This window comes from Streptomyces flavofungini, assembly GCF_014650815.1.
GTDB lineage: Bacteria > Actinomycetota > Actinomycetes > Streptomycetales > Streptomycetaceae > Streptomyces > Streptomyces flavofungini.
The window spans coordinates 1-20,594 of the sequence record NZ_BMVR01000024.1; the positions used below are offsets into that span (position 1 = coordinate 1).

Consider the following 20,594-nt stretch of genomic DNA (forward strand, 5'->3'; position numbering starts at 1 on the left):
TTCGCCATGATCAAGCCCCGCCAGCGTTAACAACGCTCGTGATCAATACACCTAGCTCCGGTACCGGCTCGGCACCGTGAGCCGGTACCCCGCGTCCAGCAGCTCCGGCAGATACGCCCGCAGCGCGTGCACGCTCTGCGAGCGGTCGCCGCCCGCGTCGTGCGAGAGCACCACGACACCGGGGCCCGCGCCGCCGAGGACGCGGCGCACGATGGTGCCGGTGCCGGGGGTGCGCCAGTCGAGGGTGTCGACGGTCCAGGCGAGGGGTTCCATGCCGAGTTCCGCGCCGAGTTCGAAGGCCGCCCGGTTCCAGGCGCCGTAGGGGGCGCGGAACCATTCCGGCGGCCGCCCCACCGTGGCGTCGACGATGTCGCAGGTGCGCTCCATCTGACGGCGGATCGAGGCGCGCGAGAGCCGTGGCAGCAGCGGGTGGCTCCAGGTGTGGTTGCCGATCACGTGCCCGTCGTCGACCATCTCGCGCAGCAGGTCCGGGTGGGCGGCCGCCATCTCGCCGCACACGAAGAACATCGCGCGGGCGTCGTGCCGCCGCAGGGTGCGCAGGATGTCCGTGGTGTAGCGCGGGTCGGGCCCGTCGTCGAAGCTCAGGACCATGGAGCGGACGCGGCCCGGAAGGCGCAGGATCGGCGCGCGCCGCACCGGCGGGCGCGCGGGGGCGCCGCGCTGCGGCCCGTACCCGGTCATGGGCCGCAGCCGGTACGCGGAGGCCCGCACCGGGGACGTGGCCGGGCGGCCGGTCTGGGGCCCGGCGGCGGGTCCGGCCGCCGCCGTCCGGGCGGCGGTCCGGCCGGGGGTCCCGGCGGTGTCCGCGGTCAGGAGCCGGGCCGTGGTGGCCACGCCGAGCACGGCGGCACAGCGGAGCAGCGCCCGCCGCCCCGGAGGCATCTGATCGGTTTTCATCATTAATCCGTCGCATGGCCGAAGGCCGCGACGCCTCCGCGACACTGTCGCGGCGCGTGAATGCACCCGATGGGACCAGCCGTGCCGCGCCCGGGCGCGGCGGCCGGTCAGCGGCGGCGGACCAGGGGGAACGGCAACGTCTCGCGGATGGTCAGGCCGGTGAGGAACATGACGAGCCGGTCGACGCCGATGCCGAGGCCGCCGGTGGGCGGCATGGCGTACTCCAGGGCGTCGAGGAAGTCCTCGTCGAGCTCCATCGCCTCGGGGTCGCCTCCGGCGGCGAGCAGCGACTGCGCGGTGAGGCGGCGGCGCTGTTCGACGGGGTCGGTCAACTCCGAGTAAGCGGTGCCCAGTTCGGTGCCGAAGGCGACGAGGTCCCAGCGTTCGGCGAGGCGCGGGTCGGCGCGGTTCTGGCGGGTGAGCGGGGAGACGTCGGTGGGGAAGTCCTTGTAGAAGGTGGGCAGCGTCGTCGGCTCCTCGACGAGGCGTTCGTACATTTCGAGGACGACGTCGCCGCGCCCGTCGTCGATCGTGTACGGGACGTGCGCACGGTCGCAGAGCCGGTGCAGGCCGGGCAGCGGGGTGTCCGCGTCGACCTCCTCGCCGAGCGCCTCGGAGAGCGCCCCGTACACGGTCTTGACCGGCCAGGCCCCGGAGATGTCGTACTCGGTGACGGTGCCGTCGGCGTCGGTCTTGCGGGCGATCGGGGTGCCGAAGGCGGCGGTCGCGGCGCCCTGGATGAGCTCGCGGGTCAGGTCGAGCATCACGTCGTAGTCGGCGAAGGCCTGGTAGGCCTCCAGCATCGTGAACTCGGGGTTGTGCTTGTAGGAGATGCCTTCGTTGCGGAAGGTGCGGCCCATCTCGAAGACCTTCTCCATGCCGCCGACGCAGAGCCGCTTCAGATACAGCTCGGGGGCGATGCGCAGATAGAGGTCGAGGTCGTAGGCGTTGATGTGGGTGGTGAAGGGGCGGGCGTTGGCGCCGCCGTGGATCTGCTGGAGCATCGGCGTCTCGACCTCCAGGTAGCCGCGGTCGAGCAGGCCCTGGCGCAGCGCCTGGACGGCGGTGGAGCGGGCGCGCACGGCGTCGCGGGCGGCGGGGCTCGCGACCAGGTCGAGGTAGCGGCGGCGGACCTTGGCCTCGGGGTCGGCGAGGCCGCGGCGCTTGTCGGGCAGCGGGCGCAGGCACTTGCCGGTGAGCTGCCAGGAGGTGGCGAAGACGGTCAGCTCGCCGCGGTCGCTGCGGCCGACCTCGCCGGTGGCGGTGATGTGGTCGCCGATGTCGGTGCCCGCGGTGAAGGCGTCCAGGACGTCCGGCTCCGACCGGTCGCGGGTGAAGGCCAGTTGGAGGTCGCCCGACCAGTCCCGCAGCACGGCGAAGACGACGCCGCCGAAGTCGCGTACGAGCATGACACGGCCCGCGACCGTCACCTGATCGCCCGTCATCTCCGGGCGGATAGCGGCGAGTTCGTGGGTACGGGGCGGCGTGCCGACCGGGTAGGGGTCGATGCCGTCGGCGCGCAGCCGGTCGAGTTTGCGGTGCCGGATGCGGATCTGTTCGGGCAGGGACTCGACGGGGTCCCGGGTGGTGTCGTCGCCGGTGGCGCCGAGGCCGAGCGCGGTGAGGGACGGCAGGCCCTCGGTGGTGGCGGGCTTGGTGACGCCGCGCGGCTTGGTGTGGCCCTTGCCCCAGAGCTGGCGCAGCGACGGGACGGAGACAAAGCCCTCGGCGATGCCGGACGCGAGGCTGATGCGGGCGAGGGAGCCGGTGTCGCCGTAACAGATGAAGCGCGGGTACCACTCGGGGTGGTACTTGGCGTTGGACCGGTACAGGGCCTCCAACTGCCACCACTTGGAGAAGAAGAGCAGCAGCCTGCGCCAGAGCCTGAGCACCGGGCCCGCGCCGATCCGGCCGCCCTCCTCGAAGACCGACCGGAACACGGCGAAGTTCAGCGAGATCCGCTTCACCCCGAACTTCGGTGCCACCGCGCACAGTTCGGCGACCATGAACTCCATGACGCCGTTGGGCGCGCTGCGGTCGCGGCGCATCAGGTCCAGGGAGATGCCGTCCCGGCCCCAGGGCACCAGCGAGAGCAGGGCCAGCAGGCGCCCGTCGGCGTCCAGGGCCTCGACGAGCAGGCAGTCGCCGTCCTCGGGGTCGCCGAGCCGGTCCAGGGCCATGGAGAAGCCGCGCTCGGTCTCGGTGTCCCGCCAGGCGTCGGCCTTGTCGATGATCTCCTCCATCTCCTCGTCGGTGAGGGTGGAGTGGCGGCGCACGCGGGCGGTGGCGCCGCTGCGGCGGACCCGGTTCACGGCCTGGCGCGTGACCCGCATGTCGCGGCCGTCCAGGTCGAAGCCGGACACGTGCAGGATCGCCTCGTCACCCAGTTGCAGTGCGCCGAGCCCAGCGCGGGCGAAGGCCTTGGCGCCCTCCTCGGACGCGCCCATCACGGCCGGCGCCCAGGCGTAGCGCCGGGCCACGTCCAGCCAGGCGCCGATCGCGCGCGGCCAGGCCTCCCGGTCGCCGACGGGGTCGCCGCTGGCCAGGCAGACGCCCGCCTCGACGCGGTAGGTCACGGCCGCCTTGCCGCTGGGTGAGAAGACGACGGCCTTGTCGCGCCGGGTCGCGAAGTAGCCGAGGGAGTCCTGGTCGCCGTAGCGGCCGAGCAGGGCGCGGATGCGGGGCTCCTCGTCGCCGTGCAGCGCCGCCTCCATGCGCTGCGAGCGGAACAGCGTCGCGGCGGCGTTCAACAGCGCGAGCGCGCCGAACAGGCCGAGGAAGAAGAACAGCGGGCGCGGCGGCGAGCCGTCGAAGTAGTCGTGGCCGTGGATGAGCCCGCCGCAGACCCGGTTGGCCGCCCACAGCAGCCGCTCCCCGCGCGGCAGCGTCCCCGGGAACAGCTCGACGAGCCCCCAGCCGAGGAGCACCGCGACGCCGAGCCCCGCCGCGAGCACGCCGACGGCCCGCCGCACGGCCCCGCGCCGCGAGTCGGCGTAGAACTCGCCGCGCCCCAGGATCAGCAGGACCAGCGCCACCCCGCACACCACCAGGGACGGCACCGACTCGCTCCAGTAGCCGAGGGCGATCCCGAGGACGTCGAAGGCGAGCAGCAGGCCCAGGTAGATGACGACGAGCCACCACGCGACCTTCTTGCGGGCGGCGATGGCGGCGGCGAGCAGGAAGAGGAAGACGGCGTACGCGAGATTGGCGCTGACGGGGACGGTGATCAGGTCGAGGAAGCGGATCACCGGCCGCATCAGCTGCCGCAGCGGCGCGATGACGGCGAGGACGGCGCAGAACAGGCCGAGGGTGCCGAAGAAGACCGCGAAGCCCTCCGGGACCCTGCCGAGTACGCGCCGCCGCCCGGCGCCGGGGGTGCCGGGTGCCCCGGCCTCCCGCTCGCGCGGCGCCACGGCGTCCCGCTCCCGTGCGCTGCCGGAGCCGCGCGTGGCGCCGCCCGGCTCGTCCGCGGACTCACTCATGCTCCCGACTCTAAGAACCCGCGGCCCGCCGCGCCCGTCGGCCACCCCGCCCGGGGCCGGGATCGCACCCCGCACGGGGCGCCGCACCCACCACCCCAGGACCCGGGCCCCCGGGACCTGGGCTAGCCTCGGGGAGTGACGGAAGACGCCCCTGAGCAGTCCCACCAGTTCGAACGCGGCACCGACGGGCCGAAGGTGATCGTCGTCGGCGTCGACGGATCGGACTCCTCCCTGCGCGCTGCGGCATATGCCGGAGGCCTGGCCAGACGGCAGCGGGCGCTGCTCGCCGTCGTCTACGTCCAGCCGGTCATGGCCGCGGGCGCCGCGCTCGGCGCGCCGGTCGCGGACACCACCGAGGCCATCGCGGAGAACCTGATCGCCGAGATCCGCGACGCCACGGAGCGCGTGAAGGGGATATTCGACGTGCGCTGGGAGTTCCACACCTTCCGCGGCGACCCCTACAACGGCCTGGTCACCGCCGCCGACGAGCTCACGGCGGACGCCGTCGTCGTCGGCGCGTCCGAGCAGGCCGGGCACCGCATCGTCGGCTCGGTCGCGGTGCGCCTGGTGAAGTCGGGGCGCTGGCCGGTCACCGTGGTGCCGTAGGCCGACCGGGCGAACCTCGCCCCCGGCGCGCGCCCGCCCGTGCGGCGGGTGCGTGGCGTCTTCCCCGCCCCGGACCGCTGGGCCATCATGATCGGCCATCAGCCGACCGCCGCCAGCGAAGAGGTGAGGCTCATGGCCGGACTACGACCGGGGCAGGGCGTCCTGCGCCGCAAGCCCATCGACCGCATCGACGACACCGAGACGGGCGGTGCGGGCGGCCAGCTCACCCGCACTCTCGGCCTGTGGCAGCTCACCGCGATCGGCGTGGGCGGCATCATCGGGGCGGGCATCTTCACGCTCGCGGGCACCGTCGCCAACGAGAAGGCGGGCCCCGCGGTCCTCATCTCGTTCCTGATCGCGGGCGTGGCGAGCGCCGCGGCCGCGTTCTCCTACGCGGAGTTCGCGGGACTCATCCCGAAGGCGGGCTCGGCCTACACCTACGGGTACGCGGTCCTCGGCGAGCTGGTCGGCTGGTTCATCGGCTGGGACCTGATCCTGGAGTACACGGCGATCGTCGCGGTGGTCGCGATCGGCATCTCCGGTTACTTCAACTTCCTGCTCAACGACATGGGCGCGGAGCTGCCGACGTGGATGCTGGGCGCGCCCGGCACCGGTGACGGCCACAAGGTCGACCTGTTCGCCGCCGTCCTGTGTCTGTTCATCGCGTACATGCTCACCCTTGGCATCAAGAACGCGGCGCGCTTCGAGATGATCGTCGTCGTCCTGAAGGTCCTCGTCGTCCTGCTCGTCATCGGCGTGGGCTTCTTCCACGTCGAGACCGGCAACTACTCGCCGTTCTTCCCGTTCGGCGTCAGCGGCGCCTTCACGGGTGCGGCCACGGTGTTCTTCGCGGTCTTCGGGTACGACGCGATGAGCACGGCCGCCGAGGAGTCCAAGGACGCGCAGCGCCACATGCCGAAGGCGATCCTGTACTCGCTCGCCGTCTCGATGGTCCTGTACGTCCTCGCCTGCCTGGTCCTCACCGGCATGCAGGACTACAAGGACATCGACCCGGAGAGCGGCTTCTCCTCGGCCTTCAAGGCGGCGGGCCTCGGCGGGCTCGCGGACGTCATCGCCGTCGGCGCGATCATCGGCATCCTCACCGTGATGTTCACGTTCATGCTGGGCTGCACGCGCGTGTGGTTCTCGATGAGCCGCGACGGGCTGCTGCCCAAGTGGTTCGCGAAGACCAGCGAGACCCGGCACGTGCCGACGCGCGTCACCTGGATCGTGGGCGTCGCCTCCGCCGCCATCGCCGGGTTCCTGCCGATCGGCGAGGCGGCCGAACTCACCAACATCGGCATCCTGCTGGCGTTCGTCGTCGTGTGCGTCGCCGTCATCGTGCTCCGCTACAAGCAGCCCGACCTGCCGCGGACGTTCCGCTGCCCCGGCATGCCGGTGGTGCCCGCGATCGGCGTCGTCTTCTCCATCTGGCTCATCACCTTCCTGGAGTGGCAGACCTGGGTGCGGTTCGCCGTGTGGTTCGCGCTGGGTCTGGTCGTGTACTTCGCGTACTCCTACCGCAGGTCGGAGCTGGCGAAGACGGACACGGGGACGGGGGCCGGGACCGGGACGACGGACAAGAAGGCACCGTAGCCCCGCCGTCCCCGCGGCCCCGCCGTCCCCATCGCCCGCCGCCCCTCCCCTAGCGGCCCATCACCAGGCCGTCCTTGGCCGCCCCGCGGCTGAGGGTGATGCGGCGGATGCGGTCGCGGACGTCGGCCACGTCCGCGCCGCGGTCGAGGGCCGCGTTGAGATTGACGACGCGGCCCGCGTCCGTGTCGAACCAGAACGGCACGAACTCGGCCCTGCGCACCTGCCAGCGCTCCCCCGGCCGTTCGGGGGCGGCGAAGGTGAAGCGGCCCGCGGTGCCCTGATTGCCGCGCGGGTCCTGGGCGCCCGCGTGGTTGATCATGTCACCGGCGATCTGGTCGCCCATGCCGTAGACGATCCAGGTCCCGTTGACCTTCTCGTAGGCCTGCGGGACGTGCGCGTGGGTGCCGATGATCAGGTCGACGTCCGGCCGTCCGGCCGTGCGCGCGGACGTCAGCCGCCGCCCGAGGCTCAGCTGCCGGCGGTCCGGGGCGTCCTGCCACTCACTGCCCCAGTGCAGCGAGACGACCACCACGTCCGCGCCCGCCTGCCGGGCCGCGCGGGCGTCGGCCAGGATGCGGTCCTTGTCGATGAGGTTGACCGACCAGGGCTTTCCCTTGGGCAGCGGGATGCCGTTGGTGCCGTACGTGTACGCGAGCTGGGCGACCTTCGCGGCGCCCGCGCGCAGCCACGCCGGGGAGCGGCCCTCGGTGGCCGTGCGGCCGGAGCCCGCGTGCCTGACGCCCGCCCGGTCGAGGGCGGTCAGGGTGCGGTGGATGCCTTCCGCGCCGTCGTCGAGGGTGTGGTTGGACGCGGTGGAGCAGGCGTCGTAGCCGGTGGCGCGGAGCGCGGTGGCCACCTGCGGGGGCGACTTGAAGGACGGATAGCCCGTGTAGTCGCCGTTCGCGCCGTACACCGTCTCCATGTGACAGATCGCCAGGTCCGCCTTGGCGACCACGGAGCGGGCGCCCGCGAGCATCGGCGTGAAGTCGTAGCCGTCGCCGCCCGCGTCGGCGTTCGCCTTGCGGATGATCGAGGAGTGCGGCAGCACGTCGCCGGAGGCGACGAGGGTGAAGGACCGCGCGGCGCCCGCGCCGCCCCCCGCCGCGGACGGCGCGGGCGCGGGGTGCCGGGGCGCGGGCGCGCGCTTCTGCTCCCGCTCGTTCCCGGCGGTCGGCTGCTGCGCGGCGCAGGCCGCCGTGGCCCCGACGAGGGCGGCCGTGAGGACGGCCAGGGCCTGGCGGGTGCGGCGGGCGTGCCGGGTGCGTCCGTTGCTCAGAGTGAGGCGGCCGGGCCGGGCGGGGCGTGTGCGCTGTGTCATCGACCGGGCTTCCGTATGAGGAGTTTTCGGTAAAACCGATCCACATACGAATACAAGGGTGAGTCAAGGAGCAATGCCGTGCAATTCACCGAAACGGACTTAAACCCAGAGTGATGTGACCCGAAGAACACAACCGGCCCGACCTGCGATGAAACCGGGCCTAAGGTCAAGGCTCCGTAAAGCGCCTTGCTCAGCACCCCCGTTGGGTAATCGGCTGTCCTCATCCGTGTTCCGGGTCGGGGGGCCAGAAGCCGGTGACGCGTACACGGAGCACAGGAAGGCGGAGCGTGATGCTGCACGAGAGCACGGACGGCACCCAGGGCCCCGGCGGCGACGAGCTGACGGTCCCGATGGCCTGGCTGTACGCCGAGTACATCGCGGACGAGTTGCTGCGCACCGGCGACCTGATGCCGCCCACGTCCTTCGAGTACCGGGCCGGTCGGGACGCGCTCGCCCTCACCATCTTCCTGTCGGACACCCGCGGCGAGCTGTCCTGCATCCGCGTGGTCTCGCAGCTGGAGACCTGGCTCTCCCTGACCGCGCACGACGAGCCCTGGCAGGAGTGGGTCCGCGAGCGCATGGACGGCGTCACCGCCGACGCGCTGGCCGCCCGCGGCCCGGCGCCCGACCTCGTGCTCGCCGAGGCGGCCTGGCGCTGGCTGGAGGAGACCGAACTCCTCGCGCCGGACCTGGACGCGGTGCCCGGCGGCGGGTCGGCCTTCGGCGAGGACGACGGGCCCAAGGTGTGGACCCCGGCGTGGCGGCTCGGCCTGCCGCTCGGGCATCTGGCCATCCAGCTCTTCTGACAGCTCCCCCTCGGCATCCGGCTCGGCCTCCCCGCAATCTTCCGGGGCGGCACTCGATCTCGTCGGCGCTTGAGTGATTCGGTGGCCGATTGCGTACGGGAGGGCAAGAAGCACCCTCACCGACAAGGAACACCATGAGGCCCCTGGAGCGGCATCGTGACGCCGGCGCCTACGCGCTCGGCGTCCTGGACGAGGCGGACGCGTTCCGCTTCGAGGATCACCTCATGGAGTGCGTCCCCTGCCGGGACCGGGTGTCCGAACTCGCCGCGCCCGCGCGGCTGTTGAAGGCCCACGGCAGGTCCGTCGCGTACGTCTTCGACCCGGCGGCGGCGCCCGGACCCCGGCTGCTCGGCCGTCTCGTCGACGAGACCGGACGCGTCCGCCGGACCCGCCGCCGACGGTGGCTCGGCGCCGTCGCCGCGGGCGTGGTGCTCGCCGTCGTCGGGCCCGCGGCGGCGGTCATGAGCGCGGGCGGGGACGACGGGGCGGTACGGGTCGCGGCGCACGACGGACGCAGCGGGATGGCGGCCGTGCTCACCGCGCGGGAGCGGGCGTGGGGCACGGAGGTCGGGATCCAGGTGCGGGACGGGGGCGGGGGCCGCCGGGTGTGCGAGCTGGTCGCCGTCGGGGACGACGGGTCCCGGGAGGTCGTGACGACCTGGCGGGGGCCGGGGCGGGTGCAGCCCGGGCAGGCGGCGGAGCGGGAGTGGGAGACCCGGGGCGGGACCGCGCTCGCGCCGGAGCGGATCGACCGGTTCGAGGTCCGGGACGCCGGCGGGGAGCGGCTGCTCACGTTGCGGCCGCGCTAGCCGTGGGCAACCCCGGCACAGGGGAGCGGGGTTGCTCACTCGTGCACCGGCGGCGGACCGCGCGGCCGGTGCACCGAGTCACGAACGGCGGGCCACGTGCGCAGGCGTGTTACGCGACCTGGCGTGCCCGTTCAGGAAGCGTGCCCCTTGGCTCCGCGTACCCCTTGAGCGGGCGCGTCACTTGAGCAGGCGCGACATCCGGCGGTCCGCCAGCGGCTTGCCGCCGGTCTGGCAGGTGGGGCAGTACTGGAGGGACGAGTCCGCGAAGGACACCTCGCGGATCGTGTCGCCGCAGACCGGGCACGGCAACCCCGCCCGCCCGTGCACGCGCAGGCCGGACTTCTTCTCCGACTTCAGCCGCGCCGCCGCGAGGCCGTGCGAGCGCGTCACCGCCTCGTCCAGCGTCGACCGCAGTGCCCCGTACAACTGCTCCGTCTCCTCCTCGGAGAGGCTGCCCGCGAGCTTGTACGGCGACATGCGGGCGGCGTGCAGGATCTCGTCGCTGTAGGCGTTGCCGATGCCCGCGATGAGGCTCTGGTCGCGCAACGCGCCCTTGATGCGGCGCCGTTCACCGTCCAGGAGGCCGGCGAACCGCTCCAGGGTGAAGTCCGCCGCCAGCGGGTCGGGGCCGAGGCGAGCGATGCCGGGCAGCGCGGCGGGGGCGTCGGTGACGTACACGGCGAGGCGCTTTTGCGTACCGGCCTCCGTGAGGTCGAAGCCCGCGCCGGTCGCGAGCGCCACGCGCAGGGCCAGCGGCCCCTTGCCGGGCTTCGGCGGGCCGCTCGGCAGCGGGTCCTGCCACCGCAGCCAGCCCGCGCGGGCGAGGTGCGTGACGAGGTGCAGGCCGCCCGCGTCGACGGCGAGGAACTTGCCGTACCGGGCCACACCCGTCACCTCGCGCCCTTCGAGGGCGGTCACCGGCGGGTCGTACGTCTTCAGGACGCTGATGGCCACCGGCAGCACCCGGACGATCTCACGCCCTGTCAGCTCCGTGGCGAGGAAGTCCCGCAGGGCCTCGACCTCCGGCAGTTCCGGCATGGCAGCCTCACCCTTCGCCCGTCCCGTCGCGCGCGGGCACGATGAACTCGCACCACACGCACTTCCCGCCGCCGCGTGAGTCGACACCCCACACGTCCGCGAGCCGGTCCACGAGCAGCAGCCCGCGCCCGGACACCCCGTCGTCCGAGGCCGCCCGCAGCCGGGGCAGCGCGCTGGAGGAGTCCTCGACGTCCACGCGCAGCCGCCGGTCGGCGCCGGAGACGACCCGCAGCGTCACGATGGCGGTGCCCTCGGTGTGCATCAGGGCGTTGGTGATCAGCTCGTCGGCGGCCAGCTCGATCTCGTCGGCCCGGTCCCGGGCGCCCCACGCGCGCACGGCTGCCCGGATCATGTGCCGTGCCTCCGCTAGGGCCTCCGGGTCGTTCGGCGCGACGTGCTGCTGGAGGCGGCCGCCGGAGCGCGGCGCGTCCATCACGCGGCGGCGCAGCAACAGCAGCGCGGCGTCGTCGTCGCCCCGCCCGTCGTCCAGGCGCCCGCACAGCAGGTCGGCCAGCGCCTCCAGGTCGTCGGGGCCGACGGAGACCATCTCGGCGAGCGCCTGGGTGCCGTCGTCGAGGTCCGCGCCGGGCTCCTCGACGAGGCCGTCGGTGTAGAGCAGCAGCATCTGGCCGGGGTCGAGTTCGAGAGTGGTGACGGGGTAGTCGAGGCGTCCGAACTCGGCGGAGAGGCCGAGCGGGAGGCCGCCCTCGACGGGCACGCGGCGGCAGGTGCCGTCGGTGAGGCGGAGCAGCGGGTCGATGTGCCCGGCGCGCACGAGCTGCACCACGCCGGTGCTGAGGTCGGTCTCCGCGTACAGGCAGGTGGCGAAGCGCTCGGTGTCGAGTTCGTGCAGGAAGCCGGAGGCGCGGGCCATGACGGTGGCGGGGGTGTGGCCCTCGGCGGCGTACGCGCGCAGCACGATGCGCAGTTGGCCCATGACGGCGGCGGCGTGCGTGTCGTGGCCCTGGACGTCGCCGATGACGGCGCCGACGCGGCCGCCGGGCAGCGGGATCACGTCGTACCAGTCGCCGCCGATGTCCCGGCCGACCGCCGCGCTGCGGTAGCGCACGGCGATGTCGGCGCCGGGCACGCCGGGGATGGAGCGGGGCAGCATCGCCTGCTGGAGGCCCTGGGCGAGGTCCTTCTCCTGCTCGTAGAACATCGCCCGCTGCAGGCTCTGCGCGATGCTGCTGCCGAGCGCGACCAGGACGGTGCGCTCCTCCTGGGTGAAGCCGGTGCGGTCCTGGTAGAGCAGGCCGAGCACGCCGAGCGGCCTGGCCTGGGCGATCAGCGGCAGGTACGCGGCCGAGGCGATGCCCAGGTGCTCGATGTGCGGCCAGAGCAGCGGGTACGAGGCGGCGAACTCCTCCGGCGTCTCGATGTAGCGCGGCGAGAGCGTGCGCACGGCCTCACTCATGGGGTACGCCTCGTCGACGCGCGTGAGGCGGGTGCCGGGCACGTAGCCCTCCGGCGGGCCCTCCGCGACGAGCCGGATCCGGCCGGCCTCGACCAGGCCCATCACGAGGTGCGAGGCGCCGAGGTGCGCGAGGCCCTGGGCGTCGCTCAGGACGTCGATGACGTCGGCGACGGTCCGGGCGTGCGCGAGTGCGGCCGTGGTGCCCTGGACGACGCTGGTGCGGCGGCGCCGGTCCGCCTCCGCCTCCACGCGCTCGCGGTGCGCGGTGCCGTCGCTCAGTTCCCTGGTGGCGTCGCGCAGGATGCCCACGATGCGCTGCGGGCGCTCGGAGCCGTCGCTCAGGACGTGGCCCTGGGTGTGCCGCCAGTGCAGGCTGCCGTCGCGCAGCCGGACCCGGAAGTACGCGCCGTAGCCGGTGTCGCCGCTCTTGAGGGCCTGCGACACCTGGACGTCGAGGCGGTGGGCCTCCCCCGGCGGCACCCGGACGGCGAGGCTCTGCGGGCGGTTGTCGAACTCGTCGCGCCGCAGGTCGAACAGGGCGAGGCCCTCGTCGTCCAGGAGCAGCACGCCGCTCCTGAGGTCCCACTCGAAGCTGCCCATCCCGAGCCCGGAACCGTAGGTGTCGAGGAAGCAGCAGGCGGGAGCGGATGCGGAGCTGCCGCCGCAGCGCCGCATCGCTGCCTCGACACCGCCCGTGCCCGCGTCCATGGGCCAACGCTAGGCCGACCCTCGGACGGCCGCATGTGGACGGCGGCCGAGCTGCGGCGCGGCCGTCGTCAGCCGTCGAGGGCGCCGCCCCCGGGCGGCGGCTCGGCGTGCGGGCCGCTGCCCGGCGTGCCGGGGTCGAGGCCGTCGCCGGTGCCGGGTGAGGGGCAGCCGGGCGGGATCGGGACGCTGGGGACGTCAGCCGGGCCCGTGGGCGGCTTGAGGGTGGGGCAGGCGAGGGACGTGCCGTCGTCCTCGTCGGGGCTGCTGGGGCCTGGGTCGCGGTCGGACGGACCGGAGGGGTCCGTGGGGTCCGACGGGTCGAGGAGGCCGGAGGGATCCGAGGGATCTGAGGGGTCTGACGGGTCCGTGCCGTCGGACGGGTCCTGCAGTTCGTCGGGGTCGCGGGTCCCGTCCGGGTCGCCGGAGTCGCTGGGGTCCGTGGAGTCCGACGGGTCGGTGGAATCCGAGGGGTCGGTGGAATCCGAGGGGTCGGTGGAGTCCGACGGGTCCGTGGGCGACGGTTCCGGGGGCGGCACGGGGTGGTCGTCCTCGCCGTGCTCGTCGCCGGTCCGCCGCTCGATCCAGGTGTTGTTGACGATGTTCACGATGACGATGACATTGATCGGCCGGGGCGCGGGCGTCACCACGATGACCTTGGTGGGCCGGTAGCCCTGCCACTGCTGACCGCTGTGGGTCGGGGTCTGCCGGAAGGCGACCGGTGGCTGCAGCGGGTTGCCGCAGGCGCAGCGCACCCGGGGCAGGCCGCGATCGTCGACGAGGACGGCGGTACCGGCCTGGAGGACGGACTGGAAGGCGGTGGCGCGCCCGGCGCGGTAGCCGTGGTTGGTGACGCGGGTGTCCGCGCGCAGCACGACGGGGGTCAGGCCCCGCAGGTAGGCGGGGATGCCGTCCTGCGCGACGCCGGCCGCCCCGGCGAAGGCGCGGGCCCGCGCCGGTTCGGCGGTCAGGAAGCGGATCTGCTGCCCGACGTCGCAGCTCCCGATCCGGTGGGTGCCGCCGTACAGGCCGGGGGTACCGCCCGCGAGGGCGCGCAGGCCCTGGTCGGCGGGCGAGGAGGAGCCGCTGGGGGACGGTTGCGGCGAACGGGTGACGGGTGGCGGGGTCGCGGTGGTCCGTGCCGTGGAGTCCGTGAAGGGGTCCGGGCCCTGGGCGGCCACGGGTTCCAGGAACAGCTCACGGCCGCTGTCGGCCTGCTTCTTCTCCTGGCCGCCGCTGTCCGACCCGGAGCATCCCGCGACGGTCAGCGCCGCGGATATCCCGAGGGCCGTGGCCCACGTTCTGGTGGCTGCGCGCACGGGGGGTCTCCCGCCTGTTGCCGGGGCATTCGTCCCTCATTGTCTGGCGGGCGGAGCGGTGCCCCGCAAACGGAGACGGGACGGACCCTGGGAAGAGCTGTCGTCCGGCCACCGCCAGCTCATGCCGTAGATGCCCTGTCGGCACTGCGCGGCGTACAGATGAGCCGTGCCCGAGGTGTCCACGGCCAGGGGGCGCACCTTGCGCTGCGGTGCGGAGGAGTTCTCGCGGTAGTACGACTGGCAGAGCGCCGGGCGGCGGTCGTGCGGGAAGTACACGTGCAGGAGGTAGCAGTCCTGGTTGCCGCGTATGCCGCGCTCGTGGAATCCCGTCGGGCGGTCGTAGGGGTCGGCACGGATCTCGTACTCGACGGCCATGGTCTCGCCCAGCGTCAGCGGACGGCCGAAGCCGATCTGAAGCATCACTCCGCCCGAGGCCGCGTCCTGCCGCAGCGACTCCAGCCGCCCGCAGTGCACGGTCGCCTCGGGCAGCCCGCCGTCGGGGTCGTCCAGAAAGTGCAGATTCATCATCTGCTCCGGTCCGTCGGCGACGGCGCGGACCAGGTGATTCACGATCAGGTGGCGGACGCAGCCGCGCCGGTCCAGGTGCAGGACCTCGCGGGTGAGGAGCACGACGATGTCCCGGTTGAAGTCCGCGAAGGCGTCCCCGAGCGCCTGCTCCTGCCAGGACTCCTGGCCGTACAAACGGCGGGTCGCGTGCTCGTCGGTGCGGGCGGCACGCCGTCCGCGCGGGCGCTGGGGCGGCAGCAGCGCGGAGAGCCCGCCGGGCGGCAGGTCGAGGATGCTCTCCAGGGCGACCACCGCGCGCAGTGAGTCGGAGCGCTCGGGCCGGGTGCGGTCGCGCTGCCAGTAGCTGAGGGTCGCGGGGGTCAGCCGGATGCCGCGGGCGGACAATCGCTCGCAGATACGGTCCAGGGGGAGCCCGCGCAGACGTACCGCCTCGCGCAGAGCGGCGGCGAACGGAGCGGGGCGTGCCACCGACAAGGCCGGTGAAAGGACCGATTCCGTATCGGTTTCCCCGTTGTTCGGCTTGCTCGGCGTCAGCCCGGATGTATCCGTCACGAATTCCGCCTCCCGGCATGACAGATGACGACCCACGGCTCCGCTACCAAACCCCGCCGAGGCCGCTTACGTCAATATCCGGAACGCCGCTTCCGCATCACTTTCTGCCCGCGCCAACCCCTGGACGAGCACCGATCGTTGCGCCCGCGTCGCTCTCCGGTGCCTTCGCTTTCCCCGAGTTCGCGCATTAAGTGTTTACGTCTTTCGCCTTAAGACCCCGTGCCCCGCGATGCCTTGTGTGACCGCCCGGACCAACGGGAGGGTTTCGCCCACGGCCCGGTCCGGGAAATCCCGCGTTCCGCGCCGATGGCGGTTCGGTGCACCGAATGACCCCACCCCGGTGCACCGAACCGCCATGAGCCCCCACTCAGTTGAAAGGCATTCAGATGGCGCATGCTCGGCATTACCTCCTCGCCGCCGCCGCGGCCGGAGCCCTGGTGGCCACCACCGGCGCCACCGGCGCCCAAGCCGACGCTCCCCCCGCACCGCGCTACGAACCGCAGATGATCGAGGCCCTGGCGGACACCCTCGGCGTGAGCGACTCCGCCGCCGTGAGACACCTCGACGAACAGGCCGACCAGCAGCGGAGACTGAACCGGCTGCGCCAGGACGGCGTGCGGACGGACGGCGCGTTCTTCGACGCGAAGGGCACGCTGACGGTGAACGTCGGTGCCGCCCGCGAGGCGAAGAAGGTGAAGGCCACCGGCCTGACCGCCCGCATACCCGGCCGCGGCGAGGCCGAACTGACACGCATCACCGCCGCCCTCGACACCGCGGCGGCCAAGCGCGTCCCGAGCGGCGTCGCCTCCTGGGAAGCCGACCTGGCCTCCGACACGGTCAAGGTGACCGTGACCGACTCCGCGACCCCGGCCGCGCGTGCCTTCCTGAAGAAGGCCCGTGGATACGGGGACGCCGTCCGAATAGTCAAGAGCGACCGCGAGCTCCAGGCGAAGGCGGCCGTCGCTCCGGGCAGCCGGATGAACATCAACAACAATCCCGGCTCGTGGTGCTCGGTCGGCTTCGGGGCAAAGAACTCCGCGGGTCGGCAGTACCTCGTCACCGCCGGCCACTGCGTGACCGGCAACCCGGGCCTCTACTTCGACGGCTCCAAGTTCGCCTCCGGCTCGACGACCCGCTTCGTACTCGGCCGCGACAGCGTGGACATGGGCCTGGCGACGGTCGACGCGGGCTCCTCCATCACGACATCGGTCGGTACCTGGGGCAACGGCGCCTCGGTCGCGGTGCGCGGCAGCCAGCGCGCGGCGGTCGGCGCGAGCCTCTGCAAGTCCGGCTCGACGACGGGCTGGACCTGCGGCAAGGTCAACGCGTACGACGTCACCGTCACCTACACCGACCGCAACGGCGGCCCGGACACCGTGGTCACCGGTCTCGGCCGGTCCACGGTCTGCGTCGAGGGCGGCGACAGCGGCGGCGCGTACATCGCGGGCAACCAGGCCCAGGGCATGACCTCGGGCGGCCCGACGGACCAGTCCTGCGGCGGGGTGAACGACCAGGGCTCGTCCTACTTCCAGCCGCTGGACGACACGCTGCGGCACTACGGCCTGACGCTCAACACGAACTGAGCCGATCCTCGGTCCCCCTCACTGGTCCCTTCGGTCCACGCTGAACACGGTGACCGCCACGGCGGCCAGCGCCCACAGCGCGTACACGGTCCAGGCGCCCCCCGTCGACCAGGGGTACGCCTCGAAGTGCGCGCCGGGCTCGGTCAGCCGCCGCCAGGCGGGGAACGGCAGGGCGTGGGCGATGAGGGCCGACCAGTAGCGGTCCGGGCTGACGACCATGGGCAGCACCAGAAGCGTCGCGACGGTGACGATCATGGTGCTGCCCATGTGGCGCAGGAGCGTGCCGATCGCCATGCCCACCAGCGCGGCGACGGGCGTGAGCAGCGCGGACGCCGCGACGACGCGCAGCGCGCCGGGGTGGTCCAGAAAGACGCCGATGTCCCGGGCGGACAGGATCGCCTGCGTCGAGAAGAAGGACACGAAGGCGACGAGGGCGCCGAACGCGGTGGTCACCACCGCGACCACGGCGGCCTTGGCCGCCATCACCGCGCGGCGGGCGGGGACGGCCGCGAACGTCGTCCGGATGAGCCCGGTGCCGTACTCCCCCACGACCGTCACGGCGCCGATGGCCCCGGCCGCGAGGAGGTGGATCACGACGGCGTTGGACGTGAAGGCCTCGGCGAGGGGGATGCCGTCGCGGATGAACTTGTCCGCGTCACCCGCGTTCTCGTCCGTCCAGTAGCGGTACGTGTCGTACGCCTGGCCCACGTTGAAGCCGATCACGGCGAGCGCGGTGATCAGGTACGCCCACGGCGTCGACCGCAGCGACCAGAGCTTCAGCCACTCCGCGGCGAGGAGGTCGCGGAAGCGGGCGGCAGGATCGCCGGTCGTCCCGGCCTCGTAGGGGGCGGTACCGGTGGCAGTCCCTGTGGTCATCGTGCTTCTCCCGCGAGGTAGTCGGCGCTTTGGGCGGTGAGTTCCATGAAGGCCTCCTCCAAGGACGCCGAGCGTGGGGCCAGTTCGTGCAGCGGCAGGGCGTGGCGGCAGGCGAGGTCGCCGACGCGGGCCGCGTCCAGGCCGGTGACGGTGAGCAGCGGCCCGTCCTGGTGGACCACGGCGCCCGCGGCGGTCAGGACGTCCGCCAGGTCGGCGGCGCGCGGGGTGCGCACGGTGACGTTCGCCCCGGTGCCCCGGGCCGCGAACCGGGTGAGGCTCTCGGCGGCGATCAGCTCGCCGCGCCCGATGACGATCAGCTCGTCGGCCGTGTTCTCCATCTCGGACATCAGATGGCTGGACACGAAGACGGTGCGGCCCTCGGCGGCCAGGCGCCGGAACAGGCCGCGCACCCACAGCACGCCTTCCGGGTCGAGCCCGTTGAGCGGCTCGTCGAAGAGGAGCACCGGCGGATCGCCGAGCAGCGCGGCGGCGATACCGAGGCGCTGCCGCATGCCGAGCGAGAACCCCCCGATGCGGCGCCGTCCCGCCGCCCCGGCGAGCCCGACCTCCGCGAGGACCTCGTCCACGCGGCGGCGCGGGATGCGGTTGCTGCGGGCGAGCACGGCGAGGTGCGCGGCGGCGCTGCGGCCGCCGTGCATGTCGCCCGCGTCGAGCAGCGCGCCCACATGGCGCAGGCCGCGCGGTCGGTCGCGGAAGGAGCGCCCGCCGACGGTGACGGTGCCGCCCGTCGGCTGGTTCAGGCCGAGGATCATGCGCAGGGTGGTGGACTTGCCCGCGCCGTTCGGCCCGAGGAAGCCCGTGACGTATCCGGGCCGCACCGTGAACGTGAGGTCCTTGACGGCCGTCGTCGCGCCGTAGCGCTTGGTCAGGTCCTTGACTTCGATCATGCGTCAACGGTGCCGGGAGCGGGGGCCGTCGGGCATCGGCCCGCCGCCGACAATCCGGGCCGCCCGGTGTCGACCCTGGTTGTACACCCGTGGGCCGATCCCCGCCGTTGATCACGCGCTTACGATGTCGACATGTCCGTGACACCACCGCAGCCCCCGTTCAAGCGCGTGCCGCCGCATACGTGGACGGCGCTGGCCTGGCTGGTGGGGTCGGCCCTGACGTTCCTCTTCCGGTTCCGGCTCCCGGGTGAGGCCCAGCCCGCGCAGCAGGGAGTCATCTTCTTCCGCTGGGACGGCATGGTGATGCTGGCCGTGACGACCGCGCTGGCCTTCGAGGGCAGCCGCCGCCTGCACCGGAGCCCGCTCGCCGGGCTCGTCCTGATCCTGCTCGCCGCTGCGGGCGCCTCGACGCCGCTGAGCGTGGCCGAGATCCCACTGCTGCAGTTCGTGGCGGCCGACGTCGCGGTGTACGTCATCGCCGCGACACGGCCGCGCCGGACCGGGATCGCCGCCCTTGCCATGGCGCTCGGCACGCTCACCGGATATCTGCTCACGCGCCTCGCGTTCGGCTGGGTCGTCGGGACCTCGGCGGAGCTGACGGTCGCGCTGACGGCCGTCGTCGCCTGGCTTCTCGGCGACGCGTCCCACCAGTCCCGGCTCCACGCCGAGCAGCTGCGCGAGCAGGCCGCCGCCCGGGCCGTCACCGCCGAACGGCTCCGCATCGCACGCGAGTTGCACGACATGGTCGCGCACAGCATCGGCATCATCGCCCTCCAGTCCGGCGCGGCGCGCCGCGTCATCGGCACGCAGCCCGAGCGGGCCCGCGGCGCCCTCGGCGAGATCGAGACGGCGAGCCGCGAGACGCTCTCCGGCCTGCGCCGCATGCTCGGCGCGCTGCGCACCCCGGAACCGGGCAGGGCGCGGGAGACGGCCCCGCTCGACCCGGGCCTCGGCCTCGCCGACGTGGACCGGCTCGCGCAGACCACCACGGCCGCGGGTGTGCGCGTCGACGTGCGCTGGCTCGGCGAACTCCGGCCGGTGCCGCCGGAGATCGACGTGTCGGCGTACCGCATCATCCAGGAGGCGGTCACCAATGTGGTGCGGCACGCGGGCACCCGCTCCTGCCGGGTGACCGTCGACCGCCGTGACGACGAGCTGACGATCGAGGTCCTCGACGGCGGACCCGGCAACGAGGCGGCGGCCGACGGCGGGGCGGGGGCGGTCCGGAGCACGGCCGTGGACGCCCCCGGCTACGGCCTGCTCGGCATGCGTGAGCGGGTCGGCCTGCTGCACGGGGAGTTCAGCGCGCGGCCGCGTCCCGAGGGCGGCTTCCGCGTGGCGGCACGGCTGCCCGTTCCCGCGGATGTGCGATGACGGCGCCCACCGCCCCGGCCGACGACCGGCGGCCCGTCAGCGTCGTCCTGGCCGACGACCAGCCGCTGGTGCGTACGGCGCTGCAGATGGTCATCTCCGAGGCCGACGACCTCGAAGTCGTCGGCGAGGCCGGGAACGGCGCCGAGGCGGTTCGCCTGACCGCGGAGCTCGGCCCCGACGTCGTGGTCATGGACATCCGGATGCCCGGTATGGACGGCATCGAGGCCACCCGCCTGATCACGGGGGCGACGGACGCCACCCGCATCGTCGTCCTGACGACGTTCGACGACGACGATTACGTGTACGGGGCGCTGCGCGCCGGAGCCTCCGGGTTCCTGGTCAAGGACATGGCGATCGACGAGATCCTCGCCGCCGTCCGCGTCGTCGCGGCCGGGGACGGACTGATCGCGCCGAGCGTCACCGGCCGCCTGATCAAGGAGTTCGCCGACCGCCCCGCCGCCGCCCCGCCACCCCGGGACGTCGCGGGCATCACCGACCGCGAGCGCGAGGTCCTGACCCTCGTCGGCGGCGGCCTGTCCAACCCCGAGATCGCCGAGCGGCTGCACATCAGCGTCGCCACGGCCAAGACGTATGTGACGCGGCTGCTGTCCAAGCTGGGGGCCCGCGACCGGGTGCAGCTCGTGATCATCGCGTACGAGACGGGTCTGGTGGGGCCACCCCGCTGAACCGGGCGGCGGGGCACCCTCGGCCCACGGGAGCCGCCGAGCGGCGCCCGGCATCGCTCCCCGTCACAATGAA

16 protein-coding genes are annotated in these 20,594 nt (G+C 73.2%); 7 read left to right on the forward strand and 9 right to left on the reverse strand.

The features are described 5' to 3' along the window. Nucleotides 1-51 precede the first annotated feature (51 nt). Both IE274_RS37260 and lysX read right to left on the reverse strand, forming a co-directional pair. Nucleotides 52-918 carry a polysaccharide deacetylase family protein gene (locus tag IE274_RS37260; protein WP_190120434.1) on the reverse strand — a complete coding sequence of 289 codons (867 nt, stop codon included), beginning with the start codon at nt 916-918 and terminating at the stop codon, nt 52-54. A 107-nt stretch (nt 919-1,025) separates the two neighbouring features. Then, nucleotides 1,026-4,400, reverse strand: coding sequence for a bifunctional lysylphosphatidylglycerol synthetase/lysine--tRNA ligase LysX (gene lysX, locus IE274_RS37265; RefSeq protein WP_229910070.1), 3,375 nt, complete (start codon nt 4,398-4,400; stop codon nt 1,026-1,028). A gap of 135 nt (nt 4,401-4,535) precedes the next feature. Between lysX and IE274_RS37270 the strand changes: the two genes are divergently transcribed. Beyond that, nucleotides 4,536-5,006, forward strand: a complete 471-nt coding sequence (locus IE274_RS37270) for a universal stress protein (RefSeq protein WP_190120383.1) — start codon at nt 4,536-4,538, stop codon at nt 5,004-5,006. Between the two features lie 132 nt (nt 5,007-5,138). Further along, nucleotides 5,139-6,602, forward strand: coding sequence for an amino acid permease (locus IE274_RS37275; RefSeq protein WP_190120384.1), 1,464 nt, complete (start codon nt 5,139-5,141; stop codon nt 6,600-6,602). A 49-nt stretch (nt 6,603-6,651) separates the two neighbouring features. Here IE274_RS37275 and IE274_RS37280 read toward each other — a convergent pair whose 3' ends face one another. Continuing rightward, nucleotides 6,652-7,920: a CapA family protein gene (locus IE274_RS37280; protein WP_229910071.1), complete on the reverse strand. Its 1,269-nt coding sequence runs from the start codon at nt 7,918-7,920 to the stop codon at nt 6,652-6,654. 290 nt (nt 7,921-8,210) lie between these two features. Here IE274_RS37280 and IE274_RS37285 point away from each other — a divergent pair, with 290 nt between their 5' ends. Together IE274_RS37285 and IE274_RS37290 are read left to right on the forward strand one after the other, a co-directional pair. Then, nucleotides 8,211-8,726 carry a hypothetical protein gene (locus tag IE274_RS37285; protein ID WP_190120385.1) on the forward strand — a complete coding sequence of 172 codons (516 nt, stop codon included), beginning with the start codon at nt 8,211-8,213 and terminating at the stop codon, nt 8,724-8,726. A gap of 134 nt (nt 8,727-8,860) precedes the next feature. Further along, nucleotides 8,861-9,535 (forward strand): zf-HC2 domain-containing protein, encoded by a 675-nt coding sequence (locus IE274_RS37290; RefSeq protein ID WP_190120386.1) that lies wholly within the window; start codon nt 8,861-8,863, stop codon nt 9,533-9,535. A gap of 177 nt (nt 9,536-9,712) precedes the next feature. Here IE274_RS37290 and IE274_RS37295 read toward each other — a convergent pair whose 3' ends face one another. The 4 genes from IE274_RS37295 to IE274_RS37310 all read right to left on the reverse strand — a co-directional run bounded on the left by IE274_RS37295 (nt 9,713) and on the right by IE274_RS37310 (nt 15,094). Beyond that, a complete protein-coding gene (locus IE274_RS37295; protein WP_190120387.1) occupies nt 9,713-10,573 on the reverse strand; it encodes an Fpg/Nei family DNA glycosylase in 861 nt (286 codons plus the stop codon). Nucleotides 10,574-10,580: 7 nt separating this feature from the next. After that, nucleotides 10,581-12,698, reverse strand: coding sequence for a SpoIIE family protein phosphatase (locus IE274_RS37300; RefSeq protein WP_190120388.1), 2,118 nt, complete (start codon nt 12,696-12,698; stop codon nt 10,581-10,583). A gap of 68 nt (nt 12,699-12,766) precedes the next feature. Further along, nucleotides 12,767-14,014 carry a DUF6777 domain-containing protein gene (locus tag IE274_RS37305; RefSeq protein WP_190120389.1) on the reverse strand — a complete coding sequence of 416 codons (1,248 nt, stop codon included), beginning with the start codon at nt 14,012-14,014 and terminating at the stop codon, nt 12,767-12,769. 36 nt (nt 14,015-14,050) lie between these two features. Further along, nucleotides 14,051-15,094 (reverse strand): hypothetical protein, encoded by a 1,044-nt coding sequence (locus IE274_RS37310; protein WP_190120390.1) that lies wholly within the window; start codon nt 15,092-15,094, stop codon nt 14,051-14,053. A gap of 386 nt (nt 15,095-15,480) precedes the next feature. Here IE274_RS37310 and IE274_RS37315 point away from each other — a divergent pair, with 386 nt between their 5' ends. Beyond that, nucleotides 15,481-16,677 (forward strand): S1 family peptidase, encoded by a 1,197-nt coding sequence (locus IE274_RS37315; protein ID WP_190120391.1) that lies wholly within the window; start codon nt 15,481-15,483, stop codon nt 16,675-16,677. 18 nt (nt 16,678-16,695) lie between these two features. Here the strand turns inward: IE274_RS37315 and IE274_RS37320 are convergent, their stop codons facing one another. Further along, nucleotides 16,696-17,553, reverse strand: a complete 858-nt coding sequence (locus IE274_RS37320; RefSeq protein ID WP_190120392.1) for an ABC transporter permease — start codon at nt 17,551-17,553, stop codon at nt 16,696-16,698. Continuing rightward, nucleotides 17,550-18,461: an ABC transporter ATP-binding protein gene (locus IE274_RS37325; RefSeq protein ID WP_190120393.1), complete on the reverse strand. Its 912-nt coding sequence runs from the start codon at nt 18,459-18,461 to the stop codon at nt 17,550-17,552. The genes IE274_RS37320 and IE274_RS37325 overlap by 4 nt, the downstream gene beginning before the upstream one ends. A gap of 132 nt (nt 18,462-18,593) precedes the next feature. On the opposite strand from IE274_RS37325, the gene IE274_RS37330 reads away from it, so the two are divergent. Both IE274_RS37330 and IE274_RS37335 read left to right on the forward strand, forming a co-directional pair. Further along, the gene (locus IE274_RS37330) at nt 18,594-19,835 is read left to right on the forward strand and encodes a sensor histidine kinase (protein WP_190120394.1); all 1,242 of its coding nucleotides are present in this window, start codon (nt 18,594-18,596) and stop codon (nt 19,833-19,835) included. Next, nucleotides 19,832-20,521 (forward strand): response regulator, encoded by a 690-nt coding sequence (locus IE274_RS37335; protein ID WP_190120395.1) that lies wholly within the window; start codon nt 19,832-19,834, stop codon nt 20,519-20,521. The genes IE274_RS37330 and IE274_RS37335 overlap by 4 nt, the downstream gene beginning before the upstream one ends. Nucleotides 20,522-20,594 lie beyond the last annotated feature (73 nt).